Consider the following 16,407-nt stretch of genomic DNA (forward strand, 5'->3'; position numbering starts at 1 on the left):
CACCTTCGGTGACGCCGCCACCCGTGACTCCGACGCGATGACCGTCCTCGCACTCGCCGACGCCGCGCCCACCCCCGACCCCTCCCGTCCCCGCCCGGCGGTGCAGCGCCTGCTGCAGGGCGACGGGGCCAACCTCATCGCCTTCACCTTCGCGCCGGGCCAGGAACTGCCCGACCACCGTTCCGCGCACCCCATCACCGTGCAGTGCCTCGAGGGCGTCCTCGACTTCACGTGCGGCGGGGAGACGGTGCGCCTGGCGCCGGGCGTGGTGGTGCATCTGCGCGCGCAGATCACCCACCGCGTCGACTGCCCGGCGGACGCCCCGGAACGCAACGTGCTCCTTCTGAGCATGCTGACCGGTGAACGCCATGAGTGAGCTGCCCGACACCCCGCACATCAACCCGGGTGGCGCGCCCATCGCGCAGACCGTGCTCATGCCGGGTGACCCGCTGCGTGCGCGGTTCATCGCGGAGACCTACCTGGACGACGTCGTCCAGTTCAACGCCGTGCGCAACATGCTCGGCTTCACCGGCACGTGGAAGGGGCAGGAGGTGTCGGTGATGGGCTCCGGGATGGGCATCCCCTCGATCTCCATCTACGCGCACGAGCTCATCCACGTCTACGGGGCGCAGCGGCTCATCCGCGTCGGCTCCTGCGGGGCGATGCAGCCGGATCTGGACCTCTACGAGATCATCGTCGCCCAGGGCGCGTGCACCGACTCCCGTTTCCTCGCCCAGTTCAACCTGCCGGGCACCTTCGCGCCGCTCGCGTCGTGGAAACTGCTCAAGGCGGTCACCGACGAGGCCGAGAGCCAGGGCGTGGACGTGCACGTGGGCAACATCCTGTCCTCCGACATCTTCTACAACGCCGACGACACCGCGATCTCCCGCTGGGCGTCGATGGGGGTCCTCGGCGTGGAGATGGAGTCCGCCGGCCTCTACGCCGTCGCCGCGGCCGCCGGGGTGGAGGCCCTGGGCCTGTTCACCGTGTCCGACAACATCGTCACGGGCCGGGCGACCTCGGCCTCCGAACGGGAGACCGCGTTCACCCGGATGATGGAGCTGGCGCTTCCGCTGTCAGCGCTGTGAGACGCTGCTGCGCCTCGGCGCGGGTGGGCGCGACGGCCTCGAAGTAGTACTTGATCTTCGGTTCCGTGCCCGAGGGGCGCACGATGATGCGGTCCGGTCCGATCTCCCGGACCTGCATGTCCCCGCTCGGCCTGGTCACCCGCACCGCCACCTGCGTGGTCAGGTGGTACCCGAAGAGCTCACCGAGCTCATCGAGCAGGGCCGTCAGGGAGCTTCTCGACGCCAGCTCGGCCACCCGCAGGCACGCCGTGACACCGTCCTTGTCCCCCACCGCCTGCGGGTCGACGCAGTAGCCGAGGGCCTCCTCGTAGCCGTAGATGAGGTCCGGGACGCGGGAGATCCACTTGAAGCCCGTGGGGGTCTCCGCGAAGCCGAGCCCGTGGTGCGCGGCGATCCGGCGCAGCAGCCGGGAGGACACGTTCGAGCAGGCCAGGACCCCGCCGGTGGCGCGGGAGGCCACGTCCCAGCCGAGCAGCGCCCCGACCTCGTCGCCGGTGAACTGCCGACCCGGGACGGCGACGGCGCAGCGGTCGGCGTCCGGGTCGAGCGCCAGGATGAGGTCCGCGCCGACCTCTGCGGCACGGGCGAACGCCAGGTCGAGGGCCCCCTCCTCCTCCGGGTTGGGGAAGGCGACGGTCGGGAAGTCCGGGTCGGGCTGCTCCTGCTCCGGCACCGGGTGGACGTCGGTGAAGCCGGCGCGCTGCAGCGCCTCCGCCAGCACCGCCCCGCCGACGCCGTGCATCGCCGTGGTGACGATCCGCGGCTGGGACGAGGGGGCGTCGATGAGCGAGACCGCACGGGCGAGATACTCCTCGCGGACGTCGACCGGGGTGATGTTCCCCCGGGACCGGGGCACCTCGTCGGCCCAGGGCGCGGCGGCGATGGCGGCGGCTATCTCCGCGTCGGTGGGCGGGATGATCTGCGAGCCGGTGGCGTCATAGACCTTGTAGCCGTTGTCGGTGGCCGGGTTGTGGGAGGCGGTGATCATGACGCCGGCGTCCGCACCCAGGTGGCGCACCGCGAACGCCGTCACCGGGGTGGGCAGCTGCGGGGGCAGGGCCAATACCTCGATGCCCGCGGCGGACAGCACCTCCGCGCAGGCCGCCCGGAAATCGGCGGAGCCGTGGCGGGCGTCGCAGCCCACGACCACGCGCGTGCCCGGCCCCAGCCAGGCGGCCAGTCCGGCGGTGGTGCGGGTGACGGTCGCGACGTTCATCGCGGTCTCCCCCGCCCCGACCGGCCCACGCAGTCCGGCGGTGCCGAAGGTCAGGGGCCCGTCGAAACGCTCCGCCAGCAGCGGGTCACCTGACGCCAGCCAGCCGCGCACCTCCGCGCGGGTCACCGGGTCGGGGTCGTGCGCGGCCCACTCCTCGGGGGTCACAGGCCGTCGAGAACCGCGGCGGAGGCGGAGCAGCCCAGGCGGGTGGCACCGGCCTCGATCATGGCCAGGGCGGTCTCGGTGTCACGGATGCCTCCCGAGGCCTTGATGCCGAGGAAGCCGCCGACGGTGTCGTGCATGATCTCCACGGCCCGGACGGTCGCGCCGCCGGCGGGGTGGAACCCGGTGGAGGTCTTCACGAAGTCCGCGCCCGCCCGTTCCGCCGCGATGCAGCACTGGACGATCTGGAAGTCGGAGAGCGCCGCCGTCTCGAGGATGACCTTGAGCACCCGGTTGGGGATGGCATCGCGCACTGCGCGGATCTCGGACTCCACCGCCTCGAACTCGTGCTCCATGGCGAAGGCGAGGTTGATCACCATGTCCACCTCGTCCGCGCCGGTGCTCACCGCCAGGGAGGCCTCGGCCGCCTTAATGTTGCTGTGGTGCGCGCCGGAGGGGAAACCACACACGGTGGCCACCCGGAGGTTGCCCGGGGTGTACACGGGCAGGCGCGAGGGGGAGACACACACCGAGTAGACGCCGAGGTCGACAGCCTCCTCGACGAGCCACTCGACGTCGGCGGCCGTCGCCTCCGGCTTCAGGAGGGTGTGGTCGATGTACTGGGCCAGTTCGCTGCGCTTCATACCTCCAGTTCTAGTCGATCTTCCCGTGGATGAGCGTGCGCGGGGTGGGCGGGGTGTCCCCGATGACCGGCGCCAGCACCTCCAGGGCGCGGTCGAATCGCTCCGGGGTGTCGGTGTGGAGCGTGAGCAGCCGCTGCCCGCGGGTGACCCGGGCGCCCAGCGGCGCGTGGATCTCAATGCCCGCCCCCGCCTGCACCGGGTCCTCCTTCCGGGAGCGTCCCGCGCCGAGCCGCCAGCTGGCGGTGCCGACCTCGAGTGCGTCGAGGCCCGTGACGTAGCCGTCCCGTTCGGCCAGCACGTCACGTGTGTGCCGGGCCTGTGGCAGCGGGGCGTCCGGGTCGCCGCCCTGCGCGGTGACCATCGCCCGCCACGTGTCCATCGCGCGGCCGTCCCGCAGAGCGTCGGCGGGGTCGGCGTCGACCCCGGCGAGGGTGAGCATCTCCCGGGCCAACGCCAGCGTCAGTTCCACGACGTCCGCCGGTCCCCCACCGGCGAGCACCTCCACGGCCTCGCGCACCTCCAGGGCGTTGCCCACGGTGCGTCCCAGCGGCGTCGACATGTCGGTGAGGAGTGCGCAGCTGCGCACTCCCGCGTCCTCCCCCAGCTCGACCATGGTGCGGGCGAGCTCGCGGGCGTCGGCAAGCTCCCTCATGAACGCCCCGGACCCCACCTTGACGTCGAGGACGAGGGCGTCGGTGCCCTCGGCGATCTTCTTGCTCATGATCGAGCTGGCGATCAGCGGGATCGAGTCGACCGTGCCGGTGACGTCGCGCAGGGCGTAGAGCTTACGGTCCGCGGGCGCGAGATCGGCACCCGCCGCCGCGACGAACGCCCCCGGACCGCGCAGGATGTCCTGCATCTCGGGCGTCGACAGGTCCGCCCGCCACCCGGGGACGGCCTCCAGCTTGTCCAGCGTCCCACCCGTGTGCCCCAGCCCGCGGCCGGAGAGCTGCGGCACCGCGACCCCGTGCGCCGCGACCAGGGGTCCGAGCGGCAGCGTGATCTTGTCGCCCACCCCACCGGTCGAGTGCTTGTCCACCGTCCCCTTTCCCAGCGTCCACCCCATCCGGCTGCCCGAGTCGATCATCGCGTTCGTCCAGTCGACGATCTCCCGCCGTTCCATCCCGCGGAGGAAGACCGCCATCGCCAGCGCCGCCATCTGCTCCTCGCCCACCCGGTCGTGCGTGTAGGCGTCGATGACCCAGTCGATCTGGGCGGTGCTCAGGGCGGCACCGTCACGCTTGGTGCGGATAATGTCGATCATGTCCATGGCGCCCATCCTAAGGAGATGACATGCTTCTCGACCTGCTGGACCAGGCCCGCCGCGCCGCCGCCCACGCCTACGCCCCGTACAGCAACCACCCCGTCGGAGCCGCCGTGCTCACCACCACGGGGGAGGTCTTCACCGGCTGCAACGTCGAGAACGCCGCCTACGGGGAGACCATCTGCGCCGAACGCGGCGCCGTCATGGCGATGGTCGCCGCCGGCTTCCGTGACATCGAGGCCGTGGCGGTCAGCGGCCCCGACGGCCCGTGCTGGCCCTGCGGCTCCTGCCGCCAGGTGCTCCACGAGTTCGGCTGCCGCCGCGTGCTTGTCGACGACCACGAGGTGGATTTCGCGGACCTGCTGCCGCACGCCTTCAGGCTGTGAATCGACAAACCCCGCTCACCGACGGTGAACGGGGTTGATCTCGGAGTGGCTTACTCAGCGGACTCCTCGGAGGACTCCTCAGCCGGAGCCTCCTCGGCGGCCTCGGCCTCTGCCTCAGCCTTGGCGGCCTCCTCGGCGGCAGCCTTCTCGGCGGCCTCCTTCTCAGCAGCAGCCTTGGCCTCGGCCTCCTCCTTGGCCTTGCGCTTCTTCTCGGTGATGGCCTCAGCGGTCGGGCCCTCGTTGGCCTCGGCCAGAGCCTGGTTGAACAGGTCCAGCTTGGACGGCTTCTCCTCGGCGACCTTGAGGGTGCCCTCGGCGCCCTCCAGGCCCTTGAACTTCTGCCAGTCGCCGGTGACCTTCAGCAGAGCCATGACCGGCTCGGTCGGCTGGGCGCCGACGGACAGCCAGTACTGTGCGCGCTCGGAGTCGATCTTGATGACGGACGGCTCCTGCTTCGGCTCGTAGATGCCGATGTTCTCGATGACCTTGCCGTCACGGCGGGTGCGGGCGTCGGCGATGACGACGCGGTAGTGCGGGGTGCGGATCTTACCGATACGCTGCAGCTTGATCTTGACAGCCATGTGGGGCTCCTCGTGAGTCACTGGGCAGTTCAGACACCCGCCTCCTGTCGGCGGGCCGGTTCAACCCTTGGATTTCACTGCGTGTGACTGACCGGTCGACCGTGGTCGGGGGCGGTGTTACGCAGTAACCCGGAAAACTATACCGGGTCACCGCACGAGGATGAAATCGCTACTTCCGGCCCTGACCGAAGTCGAGGTTGTCCAGGTCGATGCCCTCCATGCCCTTCGGCATCTTCGGCATTCCCGGGATGTTCGGCATGCCCGGCATGCCACCGCCGGCCTCCATCTGCTTCTGCAGCTGCTGGAGCTGCGCCATGTCGGGCATCCCCGGCATGCCGCCGCCCATGCCCGGCATCTGCGGCTGACGCATCGGACGACGCTTCCCGCCCTTGCCCTTGCGGCCCTTGGGGCGCTTCTTGGTGGCGGAACGGTTCATGCCGCCACCCGGCATGCCGAACTGGCCGGCCATCTTGCCCATCATCTTCTTCGCCTCGAAGAAGCGCTCGACGAGCTGGTTGACGTCGGAGACGGTGACGCCGGAGCCGGCGGCGATGCGCTTGCGTCGGGAGGCGTTGAGGATCTTCGGGTCCTCCCGCTCGGCGGGGGTCATGCCGCGGATGATGGCCTGGATGCGGTCGAGCTGCTTCTCGTCCACCATGTCGGCCATCTGGTTCATCTGCTTGCCACCGGGCAGCATCTTGAGGATGTTGCCCAGCGGACCCATGCGGCGGATCATGAGCATCTGGTCGAGGAAGTCCTCGAGGGTGAGCTCACCGGTGCCCAGCTTGGCGGCGGTCTCCTCGGCCTTCTTCTGGTCGAGGACCTGCTCGGCCTGCTCGATGAGGCTGAGGATGTCTCCCATGCCGAGGATCCGGCTGGCCATGCGCTCCGGGTGGAAGACGTCGAAGTCCTCGAGCTTCTCACCGGTGGAGGCGAACATGATCGGCTTGCCGGTGACCTCACGGATCGACAGGGCGGCACCACCGCGGGCGTCGCCGTCGAGCTTGGTGAGCACGACACCGGTGAAGTCGACGCCGTCGCGGAAGGCCTGGGCGGTGTTGACCGCGTCCTGGCCGATCATGGCGTCGATGACGAAGAGGACCTCGTCGGGGTTGACGGCGTCGCGGATGTTGCGCGCCTGGGTCATCAGCGTCTCGTCGATGCCGAGGCGACCCGCGGTATCGACGATGACGATGTCGTGCTGGAGGCGACGGGCCTCCTCGATGCCCCGCTTGGCGACGTCCACCGGGTCACCGTGGGAGGTGCCCATGTCGTGGTCGTGGGAGTCGATGGAGGTGCCCGGGTCGGGGGCGAAGGTGGGCACGCCGGCGCGCTCACCGACGATCTGCAGCTGCTGGACCGCGCCCGGTCGCTGCAGGTCACAGGCCACGAGCATCGGGGTGTGGCCCTGACGTGCCAGGTGCTTCGCCAACTTTCCGGCGAGGGTGGTCTTACCGGCGCCCTGGAGGCCGGCGAGCATGATGACCGTCGGCGGGGTCTTGGCCAGGGTCATGCGGCGGGTCTCGCCGCCGAGGATCTCGACGAGCTCCTCGTTGACGATCTTGACCACCTGCTGCGCAGGGTTGAGCGCCTCGGAGACCTCGGCGCCTGCGGCGCGCTCCTTGATCCGCTTGATGAATCCGCGGACGACGGGCAGGGAGACATCCGCCTCCAGCAGCGCGAGGCGGATCTCGCGGGCGGTGGCGTTGATGTCCGCCTCGGTCAGTTTGCCCTTGCCGCGGAGCCCGGTGAGGGCACCGGTCAGGCGGTCTGAAAGAGATTCGAACACAGGGACACTCTCCTACGCGGTCGACACATGAACTCCCCCATGCTAACCGTTCCCCAGCACGCGGGTCACATCCCTGTCCACCTTACGGCGGTCGACGACTCCCGGGAGGGACACGTGGACGATCATCGTGGCGCCCGGGGTGGTGAGCGAGAGCCACTCGAACTCCGGCAGGACGCCCAGCAGCGCGGCCAGCGCCCCGACCCGCACCCCGGTGCGCACCTCCAGGACCTGCCCGTGCCACGACAGCCACGTCGGCGCGGGCGGCGGGACGGGCACCGCGGTGTGCACGCCGGACTTGTGTGCCTGGATGAAGGCGCCGGTGTCGAGGTCGTCGAGCTTCTCGACGGTCGGGCGCGCGTCGTACTCCGCGTGCTCCCCCACGATCCGCACGGCGCTGAGCTTCCACGCCTTCGCCACGAGCAGGGCGAGGATGCCACGCGGGTCGTGCCCGCGGGCGGCGATGGTGACGACGTCGCCGTCACGTCGCAGGGTCAGCTGCTCCGGCGCGTGGACGTGCGGACGCAGCGGCGTCGCGGGCACCAGGGCGCGGCGTGCCCGGCCGACGAGTGTGCGCAGGCCGGACTCCAGGCGGGCGTTCCACACGCCGGGCCCGGTGGCGCGGGCGTCGGCCTCGGTGAGCACCTCGAGGAGGTCGAGGGTGTCGCGGTCGTAGTGGACGGCGTCGAGAAGCAGGTCCCGGGTGTCGTCGGACGTGGGGTCGTGGCGCGCGGCGAGGCGGGCGATGGTGGTGTGCTCGGCGACGAGCGTCTGCACCCGCGAGCGGTCCGGCAGGTTGAGGCCGAGGCGGGCGGCCATGCGGGCGACGAACTCCGCGCCGACCTGCTCGTGGGGCTGCCCGTACCCCTTGCCGATGTCATGGAACAGCGCCGCGAGGAACAGCAGGTCGGGGCGCGCCACCGAGACGCCCACCGCCGCGCAGAGGGCGACCGTCTCCAGGCTGTGCTGGTCGATGGTGTGGATGTGGGTCCGCTCCCGCGGCATGCGTCCCCGGACGTGCTCCCACTCCGGCACCAGCCGGGTCCACAGTCCGTGCCGGTCGAGCTCGTTGACCACCTCCGGGTGCGCGAGCAGCTCGAAGAAGTCCTCCGCCGCGGCCGCCGGGAACACCGCGGGCATGTCGGGCAGCTCCCGCAGCCGGAGCCACGTGTGCGTGGTGACGGGCAGCCCCGTCCGCGCGCTGGCCGCCGCGACGCGCAGCACCAGGGCGGGATCGCTGAAGTTGGGGCGGCGCGACAGGGTGATCTCGGAACCGGCGGCGACGACGTCGACGTCGAGGGGGCGGCGCACGCGGCGCACCCGGGACCCCAGCGCCGCCCGGGAGGCGGCCAGCGCGGCGGTGACGGCGGCGTCGATACGCCGGGCGGCGGCGGCCACCTCCCCGGAGAGCTCATGCCGGTCCGCCATGCCGAGGTCGGCGGCGATGTCGGTGGCGAACTCCGGGTCGAGGACGTCGCGCCGACGGCGGGCGTGGGTGTGGAGGAGCGCGCGGACGTCGAGAAGCAGCTGCCTCTCGGCGGCGAGCGCCGGCACGTCGCAGAGCTGCGCCAACGCCAGCGCCCGGAGCAGATCCAGGTCACGCAGGCCCCCGCGGCCGTTCTTCAGGTCCGGGTGCGTCATGGTCACCACCGACCCCGACAGCCGCCACCGCGCGATCGCCGCGTCGACGAGCGCGTCGAAGTTGCGGTGGATCTCGACCCGCCACTCGCGCAGCACCAGCTCCCGGGTCCGGGCGGTGAGCTCCGCGTCCCCCGCGAGGTGCCGCATCTCCAGCATCGCCAGCGCCGCGGTGGAGTCCGCGTTCATCATCCCCGCGCACTCCGCGGGCGTGCGCACGGCATGGTCGATGCGCCACCCGCTGTCCCACAGGGGGTACCACAGCTTCTCGACGTCCGGCTCCACCCCCTCCGGGTGCAGCAGCAGCAGATCGATATCCGAGTGCGGCGCCATCTCCCGCCGGGCCAACGACCCGGTGGCCACGAGGGCGCACCCGGGTGGGACGGGCAGGTCAGAGAGCAGCTTCATCGTGTTCGCCGGTGCGCACCCGGACCACACGCTCCACGGAGCTGACCCACACCTTGCCGTCACCCATCTTGCCGGTGTACGCCGCACGGGTGATCGCGTCGATGACGTCATCGACCTGCGCGTCGGTCACCAGTGCCTCGATCTTGACCTTCGGCACGAAGTCGGTGGCGTACTCCGCACCCCGGTACACCTCACTGTGTCCCCGCTGGCGGCCGTAGCCCTGCACCTCGGTGACGGTGAGTCCGCCGACGTCGAGCGCCTCGAGCGCGTCCCGGATGTCGGAGAGGGTGAAGGGCTTGATCACGGCGGTGACGAGTTTCATGGCCCAGATTCTAGGTCACCGGGCAGCAAAAAAGGGGCCCGTGGGCCCCTTCCTCACTTCCCGACGTCTACTTGCCGCCGAGCAGCGCGTCCACGAAGCCCTCGACCTCGAAGGGGGCGAGATCATCCGCACCCTCACCCAGGCCGACGAGCTTGACCGGCACGCCCAGCTCCTCCTGCACCTGGAAGACGATGCCGCCCTTGGCGGTGCCGTCCAGCTTGGTCAGCGCCACGCCGGTGATGTCCACGACGTCACGGAACACACGCGCCTGGGTCAGGCCGTTCTGGCCGACGGTGGCGTCGAGCACCAGGAGGACCTCGTCCACCACGGCCTTCTTCTCGACGACACGCTTCACCTTGCCCAGCTGGTCCATCAGACCGGTCGCGGTGTGCAGACGGCCGGCGGTGTCGACGAGCACGACGTCCGCCTGCTCCTCGACGCCCCTGGCGACGGCGTCGAAGGCCACGGACGCCGGGTCCGCGCCCTCGGCGCCCCGGACGGTGGTGGCGCCGACGCGACGGCCCCAGGTCTCCAGCTGGTCGGCGGCGGCCGCACGGAACGTGTCCGCCGCACCCAGCAGCACCTTGTGGCCCATGGACACGAGGACGCGGGCCAGCTTGCCGGTGGTGGTGGTCTTGCCGGTGCCGTTGACGCCGACGATGAGGATCACGGCCGGCTTGCCCTGGTACGGCATCGCCTTGATGGAACGGTCCATCTCCGGGTGGCACGCCTCGATGAGGGTCTCACGCAACATGGCGCGGGCCTCGGCCTCGCTGGAGACACCGTGCTCGGCGATCTTCTCACGCAGGGAGTCTACGACGTTCATGGTGACGGTGGTGCCCAGGTCGGCCATGAGGAGGGTGTCCTCGATCTCCTCCCAGGCGTCCTCGTCCAGGTCACCGGCGCTGAGGATGCCCAGCACGCCCTGGCCGATGACGTTCTGGGAACGGGCCAGACGGCCACGCAGACGACCGATGCGGCCGGCGGCCGGGGCGATCTCCTCGACCTCGGCCGGGGCCGGGGCCGGCTCGGGGGCCGTGGTCGGGACCGGGGTCTGCTCGAGGGCGGCCTCGACGGCTCCGGCGGTGACGGAAGCTGCGGCGGCGGCCTCCTCGGCTTCCTCCTCGGCGCGCTCCTGCTCCTCGACGACCTCCTGGATCTCCGGCTCCTCCTCCGCCTCTGCCTCGACCTCGGCGGGGGTGTCGATCTCCGGCTGCGGCTCCGGCTCCTCGGCGATCTCCTCGAGCTTCTCGGCGACCGGCTCGGTCACCTCGATCTCCACCGGCTCTTCAGGGACGTAATCGGTGGCCTCGGCGGCACCCTCAAGGGAGAACGGCGCCTCCTCCTCGTGCTCGAGGGGCTCGGCTACCTCCACCGGCTCGGGGATGACCGGCTCGGGGGCGGCGAGCCGCTGGTTGTCGAGGAGCTCCGGCTCACGCTCGTCGGCCTGGGCCGGGGCGAAGTTGAAGCCTCCGGTGGCCTGGTAGTTGCCGGACTTCTCCTGCTGGGTGAGTTCCTTGGGGGCCTCCTCCTTCTTCTCGAAGCTGACCGTCTTGGCCTTCTTGCGGTTGAGCCCGATGATGACGAGCAGGATGAGCAGCAGAATCGCGACGACGGCGATGCCGATGATCAGGTAGGTCGTGTTCATGACCTCCATAGTGTCAGTCCGGGCGTGAATATTCACGCTGGGCGCTGTGCCGGACTCATCCGCTGGCTGATCACCCGGGTGACGCCGTCGCCCCGCATCGTCACTCCGTAGAGCACGTTCGCGACGTCCATCGTCGGCTTCTGGTGCGTGATGACGATGAGCTGTGAGTCCTGCCGCAGATCCTCGAACAGGGCGATGAGGCGGCGCAGGTTGACGTCGTCAAGCGCGGCCTCGACCTCGTCCATGACGTAGAAGGGGCTGGGGCGGGCCTTGAAGATCGCCACGAGCATCGCCAGCGCGGTCAGCGACTTCTCGCCGCCCGAGAGCAGCGACAGGCGGCGGACCTTCTTGCCCGGCGGGCGGGCCTCGACCTCGATGCCGGTGGTGAGCATGTCGTCGGGGTCGGTGAGGAGGAGGCGGCCCTCGCCGCCGGGGAAGAGCGTCTGGAACACCAGCGGGAACTGCTTCTCGACGTCCACCCACGCATCCGTGAACAGCTGCAGGATCTTGGCGTCGACCTCGTCGATGACGCCGCTGAGGTCCCGGCGCGCCCGGATGACGTCGTCGAGCTGCGTGGAGAGGAACTCGTAACGTTCCTCGAGGGCCTTGAACTCCTCGAGGGCGAGCGGGTTGACCTTGCCGAGCGAACGCAGGTCCTTCTCCGCCTGCGCGAGGCGTGTCTCCTCGGCCGCGCGGTCGAAGTCCTCGCCCGGGGTGTACCCGGCCATGAGGTCGGCGACGGCGATGCCGAGCTGCTCGACGATCTTGGCCTCCGCCTCGTCGATGCGCACCTGCGCCCGGGAACGGGCGATGTCGCCGGCGTGGGCGTTGTCGGTCAGACGTCCAAGCTGCTGGCGGGCGGCGTTGACCCGGTCGCGGGACCGCGCCAGGCGGGAGCTCAGTTCGGTGCGCTGCCGGGCCAGCTCATCGCGTTCCGACGCCGCCCTCTCTGTCGCGTCCGCCACCCGCGCCGCCAGGTCGAGGGCGCCCCGCTGCACGACGGCCGCGAGCTCCGCCGCCTCCCGCCGCTTCCGCATGATCTCCTCGTGCCGGGCCTTCGCCTGCCTTTCGTGGGCGGCCTGCCGGCGCAGTGCCTCGCCCCTGCCGGTGGCCTGCCCGGCGCGTTCCTCGGCGGTGCGCAGGGCGAGGACGGCCTCCATCTCCATGGCCTTGACCTGCGCGAGCGCGGTGCTCGCCTCGTCCCGGGCGAGGGTGGACGGTTCCTCGGGGGCGTCGGCGTCCTCCACGCGGGCGAGGCGGTCGCGGGCCTCGGCGAGCTGGTTGCGCAGGGCGGCGAGGCGGGCGTCGGCACCCGTGGCCCGTTCCGCGGCGCGCTGGTGTTCCGCCCGGTTGGCCTCGTACTGCCGCTGCAGGCGGGCGAGATCGCGTTCCCAGCCGGTGACGGCCTGGTCGTGCTCGCGCAGCGCGGCCTTGCGGGCGGCGGCGTCGACACGCGCCTCCTCCGCGGCGATCCGCGCGCCCTCGAGGGTGCCGGAGAGCTGCTCGAGGAGGGCGCGGGCGTCGAGAAGCTCCTTCTCGGCGGCGGCGATCTGGGTGCCGACCTCCACGGAGGAGACGGTGCCGTGGCCGGCCTGCAGCCACCCCTCCCCGCACAGGAGGCCGTCGGGGGTGACGGCCCGCAGACGCGGGTCGGCGTCGACGGTGGCCCGCGCGGTGGGTAGGTCGGGGGCGAGGGCGACGTCGGCGAGCAGGCGGTTGAGGGTCCGCGCGATGCGGGCGTCGGCGTCGAGGTGGTCGAGCAGCCACGTCACGCCGGCGGGCAGGTCCGCGGACAGGCGCCAGGACTCGCCGTCGGTGGTCTCGTCGATGAGCACGGTGCGCGACGCCCCCGCGAGCTTCTCGACGACCCCCTCGTCCACCTCCCCCACCAGTCCCTCGGCGTGTGCGCCGAGCGCCGCGGACACCGCGCGGCCGTGCTCGGTGCGGATGAGCGCGGCCAGGCCCGGCCAGTCGAGGTCCACGGCGGCGACGGGCACGTTCTGGCGCAGCGTGTCGATGCGCGACTGCAGCGAGTACACGGCTCTCTCCCGCTGCCGCTGCTCGTCGCGGAGCTGGTCGAGGCGCTTGTCGGCGGCCCCTGCCTCGCTGGCGGCCCGGACGTGGGCGTCCTCCAGCGGGGCCCGCTCCCCCTGCAGCCCGCGGATCCGCTCCGCCACCTCCTCGGCCTCCCGCTGGGCCGTGGTCGTGCGTTCCAGGGTCCCGGCGAGGGTCTCCGCCTGGTGGGCGATCTCCTCCTCCGCCGCGCGGACCTGACCGGCGAGCGACTCCTCCGCGGCGAGCAGACGGACGACACCTTCGCGACGGTCCGCGATCGCCCGGACCTGCGCCATGTGCTCGGCCTCCGCCTCCCGGCGTGCCTCCTCCCGCGTGTGGACCTCGTCCCGGATGGACTCCAGCCGTTCCGCCGAGATCTCCACGGCCTCGGTGAGTTCGGCCAGCTCGGCGTCCGCCTGTTCGGCCCGCCGCTCCAGGGCCTCCGGGTCCGGGCCGGTGTAGGCGACGACGTCCGCGTTCGCGGCCCGTTCCTCCGCGATGCGGGCGGTCGCGGAGACCCGTTCCGCCAACGTCGACAGGGTGAACCAGAGCTGCTGCGCGGCATCGGCCTCGGGGGCGAGGGTCTCCAGCTCCCGCTCGATCTCCAGCTGCTCCCCGCTGGCCTCCTCGAGAAGTTCGGTGACCTCCTCCACCTCCTCGGCCAGGAGACGGGCCCGGCGGTCGGCGTCCTCGAATTCCCGCTGCAGACGGTGCAGGCGGTCGCCGGCGAGGCGGAGACGGGCGTCACGGAGAGTGGCCTGCACGGTCTGCGCCCGGCGCGCCGCCTCCGCCTGCCGGGCCAGCGGCTTGAGCTGCTTGCCGAGCTCATCCGTGAGGTCCTGCAGACGGTCCAGGTTGGCCTGCATGCCGACGAGCTTGCGCTGCGCCTTCTCCTTCCGGCGCCGGTGCTTGAGCACGCCAGCGGCCTCCTCGATGAAGGCGCGGCGCTCCTCCGGGCGGGACTCCAGGATCTGCGACAGCCGTCCCTGCCCGACGATGACGTGCATCTCCCGGCCGATACCCGAATCGGAGAGCAGCTCCTGGATGTCCACGAGGCGAGCCCGCGAACCGTTGATCTCGTACTCGCTGGCGCCGTCGCGGAACATGCGGCGGGTGATGGACACCTCGGTGTAGTCGATCGGCAGGGCACCGTCGGAGTTGTCGATCGTGAGCGTCACCTCCGCGCGACCCAGGGGCTTGCGGTCCCCGGCGCCCGCGAAGATGACGTCCTCCATCTTGCCGCCGCGCAGGGTCTTCGCCCCCTGCTCACCCATGACCCACGCCAGGGCGTCGACGACGTTGGACTTGCCCGACCCGTTCGGACCGACGACGGCACAGATGCCGGGCTCGAATTTCAGGGTCGTCGCAGACGCGAAGGACTTGAATCCCCGGAGCGTCAACGATTTCAGGTGCACCCGGTCAGGCTAACACCTGCCATGTGGAGTCCGTGCCCATGTGGTTGAGCGCGGCAGTGACGGCCGCCAACTTCCGGTCGAGCGCGGTGATGACCTCCGCCTTCTCGTCGGAGTACGGGGCCAGGAGGGTCCGCTCCCGGTGGAGCATCCGCTCCATCTCCGCCAGGCTCATCCAGATGGTGGGGTCGGGTTCCAGGTGCAGTTTCGTCCGCAGGATGACGACGGCCAGCTGCGACTTCACCAGGGCCTCCACCGACTCCGGGCTGGTGCCGGGGCTGAGCACCCCCACCGCGATGCCGGTCGTGCCGGCCGAGACCAACGTGCCGGCGGTCACGAGCCCACCGATCATGCCGCCCGGCCCGAATCCGGCCAGGGCACTGGTCACGGCCGCGGCCCCGGCCAGTCCCGGTGCCGCGGCGAGCGCCAGCCCACCTGTGGCGAGGGCCAGGGCCAACGTCCCGATGGCGACGGTCCCCCACTTCACCCAGCGGATCGCCCGTTTTCCCTCCAGCACCCTGGTGGCCTCGTCCAGCGCCTCGAAGACGCTTCTCCCGAGGGAGGAGCCCAGGCCCATGCCCGCGGTGAGGTCCTCCATCGCCTCGATTCGGACCTTCCTGTCGACGTCGATCTCGAAGGGTGCCAGAAGATTCTGTTCGGCGAGGGTAATCAGGGGGACCACCGCCTCCTCCTGGCTCAGATGCCTGCTCGCCGGTGGCACGGGCAGCCCCGACGAGGTGAGGTCCGGCTCGAGGTCCTGAACGGCGAGGGGCAGGGGCCGGTTGTTCCGGTGTGCGCGGACACGGATGTCGGCGATCACCGCTGCCTGCACCAGGCGCAACGCGCCCCGGTAGCGCTCCGCCTGCTCCCCGTCGAGCCTCTCGCTGATGAGATGCGCGTAGCGCAACGCCTGGAGGCCGGTCCGTTCCTGCGGGTCGAGGGTGATGTCGACGCCGGTGGAGGCCAGGACGATCTCCCGCGAACGGGAACCGAAGAGTGCGTACCCGACGGCCGTGGCCGCCGCGGCGGTGCCGAGGTACGCCCGCGAGGAGTGGGAGGGCCCCGGCAGCAGGGAGGTGGGCACCTTGAGGTCGAGCACCCAGGGGAACACCGAGGACACGCCGCGCAGGGCCGCCACGGGGTCCGAGGCGCTCCACAGGTTGACCCACCAGGCCAGGTTCGCGGGCGGGTTCCTCAGCTGTCCGTGCAGGGCACCGACGTCGAAGTGTGCGTTGGCCAGCGGGCTGCCGATGGTGACCAGGCCCGCCACCTCCAGCCCGGCGGGGAGCCGGCTGAGGAGGTCCGCCGCGATCACCGACCCGAGACTGTGACCGACGATGACGATGCGCCCCGACTCCGGCAGCTCCCCCAGAATCCGGGTGAGCACCTGCGCGCGGACGCCCTCGTCCTGGAGGTAGTTCTGTGCCTGCACGAAGCCCGGGCTGCCGACGGCTGCGTTGACCACCGCCGTCGCCAAGGGGGCGTCCTGTCCCCTGACGTGCCGCCCCAGCATCTGCTCCATCGCCGCCGTCCGCTGCACGAGGTCGCGGCGGTGGGCGTCGAGGGCCTCCTTCCGCAGCTTCCCCACGGTGGTGCCGGGCATCCGCACCTTCTCACCGCGTTCGCGCAGTGCATCCGCGTACCAGGGGGAGATGACCCGGACGTCGGACAGCCCGGGATATCCGACCCCGGGCAGCGCCGTCTCGAGGGCGGCTCGCCACCGGCCCGCCGGGTCGCCCTCCCCCACCCCGTGCAGGAACAGCAGGACCGGGACGCCGGACTGTGTGGTCTCCATAC

Annotated in this window: 13 protein-coding genes; 3 read left to right on the plus strand and 10 right to left on the minus strand. The window is 71.2% G+C overall.

Features of this window, described 5'->3' with window-relative positions; genetic code table 11:
* The first annotated feature begins 37 nt into the window (after positions 1 to 37).
* Positions 38 to 376 (plus strand): cupin domain-containing protein, encoded by a 339-nt coding sequence (locus tag B842_RS08475; protein ID WP_040087482.1) that lies wholly within the window; start codon positions 38 to 40, stop codon positions 374 to 376.
* Positions 369 to 1,088, plus strand: coding sequence for a purine-nucleoside phosphorylase (gene deoD / locus B842_RS08480; protein ID WP_040087483.1), 720 nt, complete (start codon positions 369 to 371; stop codon positions 1,086 to 1,088). Before B842_RS08475 ends, deoD begins: the two co-directional genes overlap by 8 nt.
* Here the strand turns inward: deoD and B842_RS08485 are convergent.
* From B842_RS08485 to B842_RS08495, 3 genes are read right to left on the minus strand one after another with little or no spacing between them, the layout of a single operon-like run.
* The gene (locus B842_RS08485) at positions 1,045 to 2,469 is read right to left on the minus strand and encodes a phospho-sugar mutase (RefSeq protein WP_040086126.1); all 1,425 of its coding nucleotides are present in this window, start codon (positions 2,467 to 2,469) and stop codon (positions 1,045 to 1,047) included. The genes deoD and B842_RS08485 overlap by 44 nt on opposite strands.
* Positions 2,466 to 3,110, minus strand: coding sequence for a deoxyribose-phosphate aldolase (gene deoC, locus B842_RS08490; protein ID WP_040086128.1), 645 nt, complete (start codon positions 3,108 to 3,110; stop codon positions 2,466 to 2,468). Before deoC ends, B842_RS08485 begins: the two co-directional genes overlap by 4 nt.
* 10 nt (positions 3,111 to 3,120) lie before the next feature.
* The gene (locus B842_RS08495; RefSeq protein ID WP_052438000.1) at positions 3,121 to 4,380 is read right to left on the minus strand and encodes a thymidine phosphorylase; all 1,260 of its coding nucleotides are present in this window, start codon (positions 4,378 to 4,380) and stop codon (positions 3,121 to 3,123) included.
* A gap of 23 nt (positions 4,381 to 4,403) precedes the next feature.
* On the opposite strand from B842_RS08495, the gene B842_RS08500 reads away from it, so the two are divergent.
* A complete protein-coding gene (locus B842_RS08500; protein ID WP_040086130.1) occupies positions 4,404 to 4,760 on the plus strand; it encodes a cytidine deaminase in 357 nt (118 codons plus the stop codon).
* Positions 4,761 to 4,810: 50 nt separating this feature from the next.
* On the opposite strand, the gene rpsP is transcribed toward B842_RS08500, so the two are convergent.
* The 7 genes from rpsP to B842_RS08535 all read right to left on the minus strand — a co-directional run bounded on the left by rpsP (position 4,811) and on the right by B842_RS08535 (position 16,405).
* A complete protein-coding gene (gene rpsP / locus B842_RS08505; RefSeq protein WP_040086132.1) occupies positions 4,811 to 5,341 on the minus strand; it encodes a 30S ribosomal protein S16 in 531 nt (176 codons plus the stop codon).
* Between the two features lie 169 nt (positions 5,342 to 5,510).
* A complete protein-coding gene (ffh, locus tag B842_RS08510) occupies positions 5,511 to 7,130 on the minus strand; it encodes a signal recognition particle protein (RefSeq protein WP_040086134.1) in 1,620 nt (539 codons plus the stop codon).
* 42 nt (positions 7,131 to 7,172) lie between these two features.
* A complete protein-coding gene (locus B842_RS08515; protein ID WP_052437831.1) occupies positions 7,173 to 9,173 on the minus strand; it encodes a [protein-PII] uridylyltransferase in 2,001 nt (666 codons plus the stop codon).
* Complete coding sequence (locus B842_RS08520; protein ID WP_040086138.1) at positions 9,157 to 9,495, minus strand: P-II family nitrogen regulator; 339 nt, start codon at positions 9,493 to 9,495, stop codon at positions 9,157 to 9,159. The genes B842_RS08515 and B842_RS08520 overlap by 17 nt, the downstream gene beginning before the upstream one ends.
* Before the next feature lie 67 nt (positions 9,496 to 9,562).
* Positions 9,563 to 11,143, minus strand: coding sequence for a signal recognition particle-docking protein FtsY (gene ftsY / locus B842_RS08525; RefSeq protein ID WP_040087485.1), 1,581 nt, complete (start codon positions 11,141 to 11,143; stop codon positions 9,563 to 9,565).
* Between the two features lie 32 nt (positions 11,144 to 11,175).
* Positions 11,176 to 14,613 carry a chromosome segregation protein SMC gene (gene smc / locus B842_RS08530; protein ID WP_040086139.1) on the minus strand — a complete coding sequence of 1,146 codons (3,438 nt, stop codon included), beginning with the start codon at positions 14,611 to 14,613 and terminating at the stop codon, positions 11,176 to 11,178.
* A 4-nt stretch (positions 14,614 to 14,617) separates the two neighbouring features.
* Positions 14,618 to 16,405: an alpha/beta hydrolase gene (locus B842_RS08535; RefSeq protein WP_052437832.1), complete on the minus strand. Its 1,788-nt coding sequence runs from the start codon at positions 16,403 to 16,405 to the stop codon at positions 14,618 to 14,620.
* Positions 16,406 to 16,407 lie beyond the last annotated feature (2 nt).

The organism is Corynebacterium humireducens NBRC 106098 = DSM 45392 (assembly GCF_000819445.1).
GTDB classification, from domain to species: Bacteria; Actinomycetota; Actinomycetes; order Mycobacteriales; family Mycobacteriaceae; genus Corynebacterium; species Corynebacterium humireducens.